The sequence below is a fragment of the Streptomyces doebereineriae genome, assembly GCF_031845645.1.
Lineage (GTDB): Bacteria > Actinomycetota > Actinomycetes > Streptomycetales > Streptomycetaceae > Streptomyces > Streptomyces canus.
Map to the genome: position 1 here is coordinate 237,773 of NZ_JAVREZ010000016.1, position 12,960 is coordinate 250,732.

Annotated in this window: 10 protein-coding genes and 2 pseudogenes; 4 read left to right on the forward strand and 8 right to left on the reverse strand. The window is 70.3% G+C overall.

The window, feature by feature from the left end; genetic code table 11:
* Positions 1–148: 148 nt before the first annotated feature.
* On the reverse strand, positions 149–1,141 hold the full coding sequence (hemB, locus tag RNB18_RS37000; RefSeq protein WP_311718468.1) for a porphobilinogen synthase: 993 nt from the start codon (positions 1,139–1,141) through the stop codon (positions 149–151).
* A gap of 415 nt (positions 1,142–1,556) precedes the next feature.
* Between hemB and RNB18_RS37005 the strand changes: the two genes are divergently transcribed.
* A complete protein-coding gene (locus tag RNB18_RS37005; protein WP_311718469.1) occupies positions 1,557–2,954 on the forward strand; it encodes an FAD-binding oxidoreductase in 1,398 nt (465 codons plus the stop codon).
* 81 nt (positions 2,955–3,035) lie between these two features.
* Here RNB18_RS37005 and RNB18_RS37010 read toward each other — a convergent pair whose 3' ends face one another.
* The 5 genes from RNB18_RS37010 to RNB18_RS37030 form a co-directional block, all read right to left on the reverse strand.
* Positions 3,036–4,742 carry a bifunctional uroporphyrinogen-III C-methyltransferase/uroporphyrinogen-III synthase gene (locus RNB18_RS37010; RefSeq protein WP_266515424.1) on the reverse strand — a complete coding sequence of 569 codons (1,707 nt, stop codon included), beginning with the start codon at positions 4,740–4,742 and terminating at the stop codon, positions 3,036–3,038.
* The gene (gene hemC / locus RNB18_RS37015; RefSeq protein ID WP_311718470.1) at positions 4,739–5,698 is read right to left on the reverse strand and encodes a hydroxymethylbilane synthase; all 960 of its coding nucleotides are present in this window, start codon (positions 5,696–5,698) and stop codon (positions 4,739–4,741) included. Before hemC ends, RNB18_RS37010 begins: the two co-directional genes overlap by 4 nt.
* Positions 5,695–7,407, reverse strand: coding sequence for a glutamyl-tRNA reductase (locus tag RNB18_RS37020; RefSeq protein WP_311718471.1), 1,713 nt, complete (start codon positions 7,405–7,407; stop codon positions 5,695–5,697). Before RNB18_RS37020 ends, hemC begins: the two co-directional genes overlap by 4 nt.
* Positions 7,404–8,171 carry a redox-sensing transcriptional repressor Rex gene (locus tag RNB18_RS37025; RefSeq protein WP_057608124.1) on the reverse strand — a complete coding sequence of 256 codons (768 nt, stop codon included), beginning with the start codon at positions 8,169–8,171 and terminating at the stop codon, positions 7,404–7,406. The genes RNB18_RS37020 and RNB18_RS37025 overlap by 4 nt, the downstream gene beginning before the upstream one ends.
* Positions 8,172–8,380: 209 nt before the next feature.
* Entirely contained in the window at positions 8,381–8,668 is a 288-nt protein-coding gene (locus RNB18_RS37030; RefSeq protein WP_311718472.1) for a glutaredoxin family protein, read from the reverse strand.
* A gap of 94 nt (positions 8,669–8,762) precedes the next feature.
* On the opposite strand from RNB18_RS37030, the gene RNB18_RS37035 reads away from it, so the two are divergent.
* The 3 genes from RNB18_RS37035 (at position 8,763) to RNB18_RS37045 (ending at position 12,223) form a co-directional block, all read left to right on the forward strand.
* Positions 8,763–9,689 (forward strand): HAD family hydrolase, encoded by a 927-nt coding sequence (locus tag RNB18_RS37035; RefSeq protein WP_059205092.1) that lies wholly within the window; start codon positions 8,763–8,765, stop codon positions 9,687–9,689.
* A 315-nt stretch (positions 9,690–10,004) separates the two neighbouring features.
* Positions 10,005–10,778, forward strand: coding sequence for an ECF subfamily RNA polymerase sigma factor, BldN family (locus tag RNB18_RS37040; RefSeq protein ID WP_311718473.1), 774 nt, complete (start codon positions 10,005–10,007; stop codon positions 10,776–10,778).
* A gap of 233 nt (positions 10,779–11,011) precedes the next feature.
* Positions 11,012–12,223: a DUF5667 domain-containing protein gene (locus tag RNB18_RS37045; RefSeq protein WP_311718475.1), complete on the forward strand. Its 1,212-nt coding sequence runs from the start codon at positions 11,012–11,014 to the stop codon at positions 12,221–12,223.
* Between the two features lie 229 nt (positions 12,224–12,452).
* On the opposite strand, the pseudogene RNB18_RS37050 reads toward RNB18_RS37045, so the two are convergent.
* Positions 12,453–12,701: pseudogene (locus tag RNB18_RS37050) on the reverse strand (glycerol acyltransferase); the annotation flags it as partial.
* A gap of 90 nt (positions 12,702–12,791) precedes the next feature.
* Positions 12,792–12,960, reverse strand: a pseudogene (locus tag RNB18_RS37055) (glycerol acyltransferase); the annotation flags it as partial.

A 12,960-nucleotide genomic window follows, 5' to 3' on the forward strand; every position in this document is an offset into this window, starting at 1 on the left:
CACCACACCAGGGGCCGGATTCCGGACAGATCACCAGAAGATCACCGTCCGAACTGGGGGCTGTTGTCCGGACGTTGGCCGGAACGAGCTCCGCCCGTAGCCGGACCGAGCTCGAAACGTTGCCGCAACACGCCGTCCGGCGGCTTCGTCAGCCGAGCTTCTGAGCCACCTCGGTCGCCCAGTAGGTGAGGATGTTCTGCGCCCCGGCCCGCTTGATCCCGGTCAGGGTCTCGAGGATCGCCCGGTCCCGGTCGATCCAGCCCTTCTCGGCGGCGGCCTCGATCATCGAGTACTCACCGGAGATCTGATACGCGGCGACGGGCACGTCGACGGCGTCCGCGACCCGCGCGAGGATGTCGAGGTAGGGCCCGGCCGGCTTGACCATCACCATGTCGGCACCCTCCTCCAGATCGAGGGCGAGCTCGCGCAGCGACTCCCGCGCGTTGGCAGGGTCCTGCTGATAGGTCTTGCGGTCACCCTTCAACGACGACGCGACGGCCTCCCGGAAGGGCCCGTAGAACGCGGAGGCGTACTTGGCCGTGTACGCCAGGATGGCCACGTCCTCCCGCCCGATCTGGTCGAGCGCGTCCCGGATGACCCCGACCTGGCCGTCCATCATCCCGCTGGGGCCCACAACATGGGCGCCGGCGTCGGCCTGGACCTGGGCCATCTCGGCGTACCGCTCGAGGGTGGCGTCATTGTCGACACGCCCCTGCGCGTCGAGCACCCCGCAGTGCCCGTGATCGATGGTCTCGTCGAGACACAGATCGGACATCACGAGCAGGTCGTCCCCGACCTCGGCCCGTACGTCCCGGATGGCGACCTGCAGAATCCCGTCGGGATCGGTGCCCGGCGTCCCGAGAGCGTCCTTCTTCGACTCCTCCGGCACCCCGAAGAGCATGATCCCGGACACCCCGGCCGCCACGGCCTCCGCGGCCGCCTTCTTCAGACTGTCCCGCGAGTGCTGCACGACCCCGGGCATCGCCGAGATCGGCACCGGCTCACTCGCCCCTTCCAGCACGAACGCCGGAAGGATGAAGTCAGCGGGGTGCAGCCGGGTCTCGGCAACCATGCGGCGCATGACGGGGTTGGTCCGCAGCCGCCGGGGCCGCGCGCCGGGAAAAGATCCGTACATCGTCATACACCTAAGCTACGCCCGCCTCATGCCCCCCTTTGCCGACGCCTCGTCGGAAGCGGCGCGCCCATCGGGGGGCCAGGTCGGGTCCTTGCGCGTCTGCAGGCCGGTGGGGGCTGATCGCGCAGTTCCCCGCGCCCCTGGGGAGTTGCAGTCACCCGCACCACGACGGGCTGTTCGCCGCGTACGGCGGCAAGGGGACGGGGTGGGGGGTGTCCGCCCGCAGCGGCCGGCACCCGCACACGCTACACAAGCCCCCACCGAGGCCGCACAGGCCGCCGCAGGCACTCAGGGGCGCGGGGAACTGCGCAAAACGCCCGCCCCCACCGGCCTGTAGCCGCCCGCTCAACCGCCGGAGGCAGCCCCACATGCGCCACCCCACCCCCAGGTCCAAGCTGAAAGTACAAGGCAGGAGGACACCATGGCTGCCACCCCCGACACGCCCAACACCCACCCCACCCTCAACGACATCCACGGCCCCGTAATCCACCCCGGCGAACCCGGCTACGCCGACGAAGTCACCGGCTTCAACCTGGCCGCCCTGCACACCCCCGACGTAGTCGTCGGCGCCACCAGCGCCGAGGACATCGTCATCGCCCTGCGCTGGGCCTCGGCCACCCACACCCCCGTCACCGTCCAGGCCACCGGCCACGGCGCCAACTTCCCCATAGAGAACGGCCTGCTGATCAACACCACCCGCATGACCGGCGTACGCGTCGACGAAGAAACCCGTACCGCGAGAATCGACGCCGGCGCGAAGTGGCGGCACGTCCTGGCCGCCGCCACCCCCCACGGCCTCGCCACCCTGAACGGCTCCTCCACCGACGCCGGCGTCGTCGGCTACACCCTCGGCGGCGGCCTCCCGGTCCTCGGCCGGACCTACGGCTACGCCGCCGACAAGGTCCGCTCCTTCGAGGTCGCCACCCCCGACGGAACGCTCCACCACACCGACGCCGACACGGAACCCGACCTCTTCTGGGCCCTGCGCGGCGGCAAGGGCAACGTAGGAGTGGTGACCTCCCTGGTCACCGAGCTCCTCCCGCTCCCCCGCGTCCTCGGCGGCGGCATCTACTGCGCGGGCGAGGACGCCGAGGCCCTGCTGACCACCTGGGCGACCTGGACCCAGAACATCCCGCCGGAGATGAACAGCACCTTCAGCATCCTGCGCCTACCGCCCTTCCCGGAGATCCCCGAACCCTTCCGGGGCGGCTTCTGGGCAAGGGTCTGCCTCGCCTGGACCGGCGAGACGGCAGCGGGCCAGGACCTCCTCACCCCGCTCCGCGAGGCCGCACCGGTCGTGATCGACACGGTGGAGGAGATGGACTACGCGGCGGTGGACCGCATCTACCTGGACCCCCAGGACCCGCTCCCGGCCCGCGAGTCCTGCATCCTGCTGCGCGAGCTGACACCGCAGGCGATCGACACGTTCCTGGACCAGGCGGGCCCGGCGGCGGGCGCCGGCGACTTCCCGCTCCTCATGGTCGAGATCCGGCACATGGGCGCGGCGCTGTCCCGCCCCGCAGCCGTGGCGGACGCGGTCTGCGCCCGGGACGCCGAGTACCTCCTGGAGGCGGTGGGCGTCCTGGCGGCACCCCCCATGGCCGAGGCGGTGGAACGCGCCACGACCGCCCTCAACTCCGCGATGGCCGCGTACGGCACCGGCCGCACCCTGGTCAACCTGCACGGCACCCCGGGCGACGAGAAGGACCGCGCCCGCGCCTGGACCCCGGAGGTCTACGACCGCCTGCGCCGCGCGAAGTCGACGTACGACCCGGAGAACCTCCTGCGCTACGGCCACACGGTGGCTCCGTCAGCCTGAACCAGGCCTCCGCAGCCACCGCACACCGACACCGCGCCCCACCACGCTCAGGTCGTCACAACACTCAGGTCGTCACAACACTCAGGTCGTCGACCGCCGCCGCCGAGCCCCCGGCCGCCGCTCGCTCGGCCGTGTCACCGGATCCCCGGCCTCGACCGCCGCCGCCCGCCGCTTCAGCCCGAAGTCGGCGAGGGCCTCGGCCAGCTTGTGCACGGACGGCTCGGGAGCCATCACATCCACCCGCAGCCCGTGCTCCTCGGCGGTCTTGGCCGTGGCGGGACCGATGCACGCGATCACGGTCACGTTGTGCGGCTTCCCGGCGATACCCACCAGGTTCCGCACGGTCGACGAGGACGTGAAGAGAACGGCGTCGAACCCACCGCCCTTGATCGCCTCCCGCGTCTCCGCGGGCGGCGGAGAGGCCCGCACGGTCCGATAGGCGGTGACGTCGTCGACCTCCCACCCGAGCTCGATGAGCCCGGCGACCAGGGTCTCGGTCGCGATGTCGGCCCGCGGCAGGAAGACCCGGTCGATCGGGTCGAAAACGGGGTCGTACGGCGGCCAGTCCTCGAGAAGACCCGCGGCCGACTGCTCACCGCTCGGCACCAGATCAGGCTTCACGCCGAAGGCGACCAGCGCCTTCGCCGTCTGCTCGCCCACCGCGGCGACCTTGATCCCCGCGAAGGCACGCGCGTCGAGCCCGTACTCCTCGAACTTCTCGCGTACGGCCTTGACGGCGTTGACCGAGGTGAAGGCGATCCACTCGTAGCGCCCGGTCACGAGCCCCTTGACCGCCCGCTCCATCTGCTGGGGCGTTCTCGGCGGCTCGACGGCGATCGTCGGCACCTCGTGCGGCACGGCCCCGTAGGACCGCAGCTGGTCGGAGAGCGACGCCGCCTGCTCCTTCGTACGCGGCACGAGAACCTTCCAGCCGAACAGCGGCTTGTTCTCGAACCACGACAGCTGGTCGCGCTGCGCGGCGGCCGAACGCTCACCGACCACGACTATCACCGGTCGCCCGCCCTCGGGCGAGGGCAGCACCTTGGCCTGCTTGAGCGTCTGGGCGATGGTGCCCAGGGTGGCCGTCCACGTGCGCTGGCGGGTGGTCGTACCGGCGACCGTCACCGTCATCGGGGTATCGGGCTTGCGCCCGGCCGCGACCAGCTCCCCGGCGGCGGCACCCACGGAGTCCAGGGTCGTCGACACGACCACGGTCCCGTCCGACGCCCCCACCTCCGTCCAGCACCGGTCGGAGGCCGTCCGCGCGTCCACGAACCGCACGTCCGCGCCCTGCGCGTCCCGCAGCGGCACACCGGCGTACGCGGGTACACCGACCGCGGCGGCGACACCGGGCACGACCTCGAAGGGCACGCCCGCGCGGGCGCAGGCCAGCATCTCCTCGGCGGCGTACGCGTCGAGCCCGGGGTCCCCGGACACCGCACGTACGACCCGCCTGCCGCCCCTCGCGGCCTCCATGACAAGATGTGCGGCATCCCGTACAGCGGGGGCAGCTGCGGTTGTTGACGAGCCGTCAACGATCGTTAGTTGGGGCGCGCCCGTGCCCGGAACCGGAGTCGAAGGCGACTCCGTGTCCGTGTCCACGACGGCGACGCCCGATCGAGCGTGGACGCGTACGACGTCGAGCACCTCGTGCCCGGCGACGAGAACGTCCGCGTTCGTGAGCGCCTCGACGGCGCGCAGAGTCAGCAGTCCCGGATCTCCGGGTCCGGCACCGAGGAAGGTGACGTGCCCGTGTTCAGGACCGGCGGGAAGAGTGGTGGGGCTCACTGTGCTCGCTCCCCCATCAGACCGGCCGCGCCCTGGGCAAGCATCTCGGCCGCGAGTTCACGGCCGAGCGCCATTGCTTGGTCGTACGTCTCGGGCACGGGACCGGTGGTGGACAACTGCACCGTGCGAGAGCCGTCGGTCGTGCCGACGACGGCCCGCAGGCGCATTTCCTTGACAATCTGCCCGTCGGCCAGCAGGTCGGCCAGCGCGCCCACAGGGGCGGAGCAGCCGGCCTCCAGGGCGGCGAGCAGTGACCGTTCGGCGGTCGCGGCGACCCGCGTGAACGGGTCGTCGAGCTCGCCGAGCGCTGCGATCAGGTCCGCGTTGTCCGCGGTGCATTCGATCGCGAGTGCTCCCTGGCCGGGAGCGGGCAAAACTGTGTCGACCGAGAGGAAATCGGTCACTTCGTCGATACGGCCGATGCGTGTGAGGCCTGCCGCGGCCAGCACCACCGCATCCAGCTCACCATCGCGCACGAACCGCACCCGGGTGTCGATGTTCCCCCGGATCGCAACCGTCTCGATATCAAGTCCGTGTGCGCGGGCGTACGCGTTGAGCTGCGCCATGCGCCGGGGCGAACCGGTACCGATGCGGGCGCCGCGGGGCAGGTCGGTGAACTTCAGGGCATCCCGGGCGACGATGACGTCCCGCGGGTCCTCGCGCTCGGGTATCGCGGCCAGCGCCAGCACGTCCGGCTGCCCGGTCGGCAGGTCCTTGAGCGAGTGCACCGCGAAGTCGACCTCGCCCTTGAGCAGGGCTTCGCGCAGCGCGGTCACGAAGACGCCGGTGCCGCCGATCTGCGCGAGCGCCTCCTTGGACACATCGCCGTACGTGGTGATCTCCACGAGCTCGACGGGCCGCCCTGTCACCCGGCTCACGGCGTCCGCCACCTGCCGCGACTGGGCCATGGCGAGTTTGCTCCGCCTGGTCCCTAGTCGTAGCGCCTTGGTACTCATGACGAGCCTCGGTCTTTCTCATCGGTGGTGCTGTCCTCGGCGCGGGAGACGGCGGCCACCGTCTCGGGGTCGAGGTCGAACAGAGTCCGCAACGCGTCCGCGTACCCGGCGCCGCCGGGCTCGGCCGCGAGTTGCTTGACCCGTACGGTCGGCGCGTGCAGCAGTTTGTCGACCACGCGCCGCACGGTCTGCGTGATCTCACCGCGCTGCTTGTCGTCCAGTCCCGGCAGTCGCCCGTCGAGCCGGGCGATCTCACCGGCGACGACATCGGCGGCCATGGACCGCAGCGCGACGACCGTCGGCGTGATGTGCGCGGCCCTGAGCGCGGCCCCGAAGGCGGCGACCTCGTCGGCCACGATACGACGGACCTGGTCGACGTCGGCCGCCATGGGAGCGTCGGCCGAAGCCTCGGCGAGCGACTCGATGTCGACGAGCCGCACCCCGCCCAGCCGGTGCACGGCGGCGTCGATGTCCCGGGGCATGGCGAGGTCGAGCAGGAAGAGCGAGGGGGTGGGCCGCGGAATCTCGGCGACGGGCTCGGGCCTGCGCCGCTCGGGCACGCGCCCGATCACAGCGGCGGTGGCCGCGAGCGCCGCGATGGCGTCGGCTTCCGCGACGGGATCGAGCACGGTCGCGACCGACCCGGAACTCTGCGGCCGCGGCGCGTTGTCCACCCACGCGGCGTGCTGCTCCAGCTCAGAGGCGGCCATCCCGGCGACAGCGGCTTCGCCGAGCACGGAGAAACCGGGGGTGGCCTGCGTGGGGGCCAGGTCGAGCGGACAGTTCTCGTCGGTTGCGGAGCTTGCGGGCTGTCGTGCCGCCTGGGCGGCTCCCGACCCACGCAAGGGCGGCACCTCGTCGGCACCGAGCTGCGTGACCGACCCCCGCGCCGCGGCAACAGCCTCAGCGCTGAGTACGAGTCCGGTAGCGCCCGTACAGGACACCACAACATCTGCACGTGTCAGCTCGTCCGACACCGAATCCATCGGTACCGCGCGGGCGGACACGTCCCCGCCTTCATTGAGGATCTCCGCGAGCCGCTCGGCCCGGTCAGCCGTCCGGTTGGCGACGACGATCTCCGTGACCCCGACCCGCGCCAGCGTCGCCGCGGCCAGCGAGGACATCGACCCGGCCCCGATGACCAGCGCCTTCTTGCCCCGAGCCCAGTCCGACACCTCCGCGCCGAGAGCCAGCTGCTCCAGCCCGAACGTGACCAGCGACTGCCCCGCCCGATCGATCCCGGTCTCGGAGTGGGCCCGCTTCCCGACCCGCAGCGCCTGCTGGAACAGGTCGTTGAGCAGCCGTCCGGCCGTGTGCAGCTCCTGCGCCCGGGCCAGCGAGTCCTTGATCTGCCCGAGGATCTGCCCCTCCCCGACGACCATGGAGTCCAGCCCACAGGCCACGGAGAAGAGGTGATGAACGGCCCGGTCCTCGTAGTGCACGTAGAGATACGGAGTGAGCTCGTCGAGCCCCACCCCACTGTGCTGCGCGAGCAGCGTGGACAGCTCGGCCACCCCGGCGTGGAACTTGTCCACGTCGGCGTACAGCTCGATCCGGTTGCAGGTGGCCAGCACCGCGGCCTCCGTGGCCGGGTCGGCGGCGACCGTGTCCTGGAGCAACTTCACCTGCGCATCGGCATGGAGGGCCGCCCGCTCCAGCACGCTGACCGGCGCGCTGCGGTGGCTCAGCCCGACGACGAGGAGACTCATGCCGGCATCACGGCGGGTACGTCCCCGTCGGGCCCCTTGTCGGCGGAGTCGCTGCGGCCGGCGACGACCGGACCGGCGCCGTCGGCAGCGGCGGCGGCCTCCTCACCGGCCTTGCGCTGCTCGTGGAAGGCGAGGATCTGCAGCTCGATGGAGAGGTCGACCTTGCGCACGTCGACGCCGTCCGGCACGGACAGCACGGTCGGCGCGAAGTTCAGGATGGAGGTGACCCCGGCGGCCACGAGCCGGTCGCAGACCGGCTGGGCGGCACCGGCGGGGGTGGCGATGACACCGATCGACACGCCGTTGTCCTCGATGATCTTTTCCAGGTCGTCCGAGTGCTGGACCGGGATGCCCGCGACGGGCTTGCCGGCCATCGCCGGATCGGCGTCGATCAGCGCCGCGACACGGAATCCACGGGACGCGAAGCCGCCGTAGTTGGCGAGAGCCGCGCCGAGATTACCGATACCGACGATCACAACCGGCCAGTCCTGGGTCAGGCCGAGTTCGCGGGAGATCTGGTAGACGAGATACTCGACGTCGTAGCCGACACCGCGCGTTCCGTAGGAACCCAGGTAGGAGAAGTCCTTGCGCAGCTTCGCGGAATTGACCCCCGCGGCGGCCGCGAGCTCCTCGGAGGAGACCGTGGGTACCGAGCGCTCCGACAGTGCGGTCAGGGCTCGTAGGTACAGCGGAAGCCTGGCGACGGTGGCCTCGGGAATCCCTCGGCTACGGGTCGCCGGTCGGTGAGTTCGGCCAGTTGCCACGGTGCTCCTGCGGGTAGAGCGGGGCTGTAGGCGGTCATGCGTCCCCAGACCGCCCCGTCGAAAGCAGGCTATGTCTTTGTGAACGCGTGCACAAAGATGGTGTCCGATTTGCCCGGCCAACGTGACCGGGGTCACGCGCGTCTCTCTCGGAGGCAAAACCGCACACTTCCCTCGTCAATCCCGCCCCCAGGGCCAAGTCGCCATCGATCCTAAGCGGTCAGGGCCCTGCGGAGTCGGTCCTCGTTCACGCGCCAGAAAGTGTGCTGTTCCCCGTCGACGAGTACCACCGGGATCTGCTCCCAGTACTGGTCGTGGAGTTGAGGATCCTCGTCGATGCTCTTCTGCTCCCACGGAACCCCGAGATCTCCACACACCTTCTCGATCACGGACTGAGCGTCGTCACACAGATGACAGCCCGGCTTGCGGATGAGGGTGACGAGCCGTTCCTCGGGAAGCTTGGCCGCACTGCGGCGAAAGATGGGACTCATGTCGGCCATTCTCGCCCTTGCTTAACGACACAGTCGCGGAGAGTTCACACCCTTCAAACCTCTCGACTCCGGAACCACCGAACAGAATGGCTATGCTCACGCCATGGCCGCTCTCGGATGGCTCACTCCCCGTAGGCGCTCCGCCACGGCGCGGAGCGTGTTGGCAGGCGAGGCCTCGGCGGAGGCTGCGCGCAAGTCCTCCCAGGAGGTCGAGGAGACACCTGGTACGGAACCGGAGTCCCAGTTCCCGGTCCTGGGCGACGACAAGGCCGCCGCCTTCTTCGACCTGGACAACACGGTGATGCAGGGCGCCGCCCTCTTCCACTTCGGCCGTGGCCTGTACAAACGGAAGTTCTTCGAGACCCGCGAGCTCGCGAAGTTCGCCTGGCAGCAGGCGTGGTTCCGCCTCGCCGGCGTCGAGGACCCGGAGCACATGCAGGAGGCCCGGGACTCCGCGCTGTCGATCGTCAAGGGCCACCGCGTCGCCGAGCTCCAGTCGATCGGCGAGGAGATCTACGACGAGTACATGGCCGAGCGCATCTGGCCGGGCACGCGCGCGTTGGCACAGGCGCACCTGGACGCCGGTCAGAAGGTGTGGCTCGTCACAGCGGCCCCGGTGGAGATCGCCCAGGTGATCGCCCGTCGTCTCGGCCTCACCGGCGCCCTGGGCACCGTGGCGGAGTCGGTGGACGGCGTCTACACGGGCAAGCTTGTTGGTGAGCCCCTCCACGGCCCCGCGAAGGCGGAGGCGGTCCGGGCCCTGGCAGCGGCGGAGGGGCTCGACCTGTCGCGCTGCGCGGCGTACAGCGACAGCCACAACGACATCCCGATGCTCTCGCTGGTCGGCCACCCCTACGCGATCAACCCGGACACCAAGCTCCGCAAGCACGCCCGTCAACTGGACTGGCGCCTGCGCGACTACCGCACAGGCCGCAAGGCGGCGAAGGTCGGCATCCCGGCGGCGGCCGGCGTGGGAGCGGTGGCAGGCGGTACGGCGGCGGCGATCGCCCTGCACAAACGCCGCCGGTAGCCGGGCGAACACGCCAATCCACGGGTTTTACGGGCGTAACCCCGTGTGCAGGCACATTGGCTGCACACGGCCACAACACGCCCTGTTCCCTGGCAGAACACGACCGCTTTCGATCAACAACCGGTCACTCTCCGGCACTTGAACTGCCCCCAATCGGTTACAGAAGCGACGTAATCGATGAATAGAGCAACTGGGTGTAGCAGGGCCTGCACTAAGCGTTATTCTCCTCAGACGCAATCCGGTACCCCTTCCGTCGCTACGACGGGTGAACGGTCCCGTACTGCACGTGATGGAAGCTCTGCCTCTGGGAGTCCCGTGTACCCACACGTCGGGGTTGACGCCTCGGGCCTGGCTACGCTGCGCGCAACGGTCCTAGACCTGTTGCGCGGCTTCGTCCCCACCGCGTACGCCGTCCCCGCCCTCGCCGCAGCCGCGGCACCGATCGGTCCGTGCTACGCACTGGCCGACGGTTCCGCGGCCGTCGGCAGACGAGGGCTTTCGACCGGCGCCGCCCCCGCCCGCCGTCCGGCTGCGGACAGCGACAGCGCCCGCATGATGGACCTGGTCGAACGCGCCCAGGCCGGCGAGGCCGACGCCTTCGGCCGCCTGTACGACCAGTACAGCGACACGGTGTACCGGTACATCTATTACCGGGTAGGAGGTAAGGCCACCGCCGAGGACCTGACGAGCGAGACATTCCTGCGCGCGCTCAGAAGGATCGGCACATTCACCTGGCAGGGCCGCGACTTCGGCGCCTGGCTCGTCACCATCGCGCGCAACCTCGTCGCCGACCACTTCAAGTCGAGCCGGTTCCGTCTCGAGGTCACCACCGGCGAGATGCTCGACGCCAACGAGGTCGAGCGCTCGCCCGAGGACTCCGTCCTGGAGTCGCTCTCCAACGCCGCGCTGCTGGACGCCGTCCGCCGGCTCAACCCGCAGCAGCAGGAGTGCGTGACCCTCCGTTTCCTCCAGGGCCTCTCCGTCGCCGAGACCGCCCGGGTGATGGGCAAGAACGAAGGCGCCATCAAGACCCTCCAGTACCGGGCCGTACGCACCCTGGCCCGCCTCCTCCCGGACGACGTCCGTTGAGAGCGCACGCCCGGTAACCGCCAACTCGCTCTCGGTGAAAGTCCGTTGCCTTCCCGATCCGATCATCCGCCGTCCGTAACCCAAGTGCCACGCCGCTCGTTGTGCGGGATGCAGGCTCCCTGTGGTCACTCCCTGGCCGACTTCGATCACTCGATCGTGTGCTTGTGGTCAGGGTGTGCAACCCTCAGGACCCCCTGGGGAGTCGACCGTCATGACGAGAGGAGGTGCCGCCAGTGATCGCGAACGTATCGGCGCACCGGCGGGCGAACGCCTTCGCCCAGGCCCTGGAGGAGCAGTCCGACCGGGACCCGGCGGCCGAGCAGTCCGAAGAACACCAGCCGGCCGCTGGGGAACACACCGGTCAGGACCGCCTGTTGACCCTCGCGGAGTGTCTTGGCGAGCTGCCCAGGCCTGAGCTGGACCCTGAGGTCAAGGTTGTCCAGCGAGCCCAGCTGGTGGCCGCGATGGAGGCCATGCTGCTGGAGGGCGACGGGGTGGAACCCGCGGTCCCCGGGCAGCGCTCGCATCGGGCGGGCGCCGCTCACCGGGCGAGTCCGCTCGGGAAACTGCGACCGCGTTCCCGGCTCACCAAGGGCCTGGCCGCGGGCGGCCTGAGCGTCGGAGTCGCCGCCGGAGCCTTCGGCGGAGTGGCCGCGGCCAGCTCGGACGCCCTGCCCGGGGACTCGCTGTACGGCCTCAAGCGCGGCATCGAGGACTTCAAGCTCAGCTACCTGTCCGACGGTGACGACGAGCGCGGTGTCGCCTACCTCGACCAGGCCTCCACCCGGCTGAGCGAGGCCCGCCGCCTGATGGAGCGCGGCCGAGGCGGTCACCTCGACCACGAGTCCCTGAGCGAGATCCGCCGCGCCCTGTCCGGGATGCAGCACGACGCCGCCGAAGGCCACCGCCTGCTGCACGAGGCGTACGACCGTGACCCGAAGTCCCTGGGCCCCATCCAGGCCCTCTCCAGCTTCTCGCGCTCGCACCGCGAGGCCTGGGGCGCGCTCCGCGAGCGGCTGCCCGTGCAGCTCGGCGACGTCAGCAACCAGGTGTCCTCGGTCTTCGACGCCATAGACGAAGAGGTCGCCCCGCTGCAGTCCCTCCTGCCCGAACCCCCCGCCCGGGGCGGTGGCTCGGGCGGGCGGCAGCGCTCCGGGACGGCGTCCTCGGACACCTCGACCGGTTCCGGCCGGTCCACGGCTCCGGGCACCGGTGGCGGCTCCGAGCACAGCGGTGGCAGCAGCCCGAGCAAGTCGGCCACGTCCGCCGGCGAGGACGACGGCCTGCTCGGCGGCAACACCGGCGGCCTCCTCGACCCGCCGAAGGCCACCGGCACCGCCACCCCGACCTCCCCCGCCCCGTCGTCCGACCCGGACGTCACCCTCCCGCCCCTCCTCCCGGGCCTCCTCCCCGGCCTGGGAATCGACGGCGAGAACACGAACTAGCCCTTTCCGGTACGACGACGGGGGCGCCCTTCCCACGAAGAGCGCCCCCGTCGTCGTACGACAGAAAGGATCAGAAGAAGACGGACCTCCGCTGCACCAGCAACGCCGCCCTGGCACTGCTGCGCAGGCTTCGCACGGCTGCGCCGGACTCCCTCCAGCGGCTTCACGCAGCGGGGTCGTCCTCGCGGCCACGACCCGCAGCGTCAGAAGCCACGTCCGCGCGACCGACTCAGAAGAACACCGACCGCCGCTGCACCAGCAACTTGTACAACGTGTGCTGGATCTGTTCCCTCACCTGGTCGGTCAGATTGAACATCAGCATCGGATCCTCCGCGGCCTCCGGCGGATACCCGTCCGTGAGGATCGGCTCGCCGAACTGGATCGTCCACTTCGTCGGCAGCGGGACCGCGCCGAGGGGACCCAGCCACGGGAAGGTCGGCGTCAGCGGAAAGTACGGGAAACCCAGCAGACGGGCCAGCGGCCCATCCACATGGCCGCCCTCGCACCGCTCCGCGGGCTTCGCACGGCTGCGCCGGACTCCGTCCGCCGGCTCCACACCCGGGAAGACTCAGAAGAACACGGACCTCCGCTGCACCAGCAACTTGTACAGCGTGTGCTGGATCTGTTCCCTCACCTGGTCGGTCAGATTGAACATCAGCATCGGATCCTCCGCGGCCTCCGGCGGATACCCGTCCGTGAGGATCGGCTCGCCGAACTGGATCGTCCACTTCGTCGGC

Coding starts and splice junctions, on each gene's coding strand:
- RNB18_RS37005 (WP_311718469.1), top strand. CDS start 1,557: ATGGCTGCCACCCCCGACACGCCCAACACCCACCCCACCCTCAACGAC.
- RNB18_RS37030 (WP_311718472.1), bottom strand. CDS start 8,668: ATGGCCGACATGAGTCCCATCTTTCGCCGCAGTGCGGCCAAGCTTCCC.
- RNB18_RS37035 (WP_059205092.1), top strand. CDS start 8,763: ATGGCCGCTCTCGGATGGCTCACTCCCCGTAGGCGCTCCGCCACGGCG.
- RNB18_RS37020 (WP_311718471.1), bottom strand. CDS start 7,407: ATGAGTCTCCTCGTCGTCGGGCTGAGCCACCGCAGCGCGCCGGTCAGC.
- hemB (WP_311718468.1), bottom strand. CDS start 1,141: ATGACGATGTACGGATCTTTTCCCGGCGCGCGGCCCCGGCGGCTGCGG.
- hemC (WP_311718470.1), bottom strand. CDS start 5,698: ATGAGTACCAAGGCGCTACGACTAGGGACCAGGCGGAGCAAACTCGCC.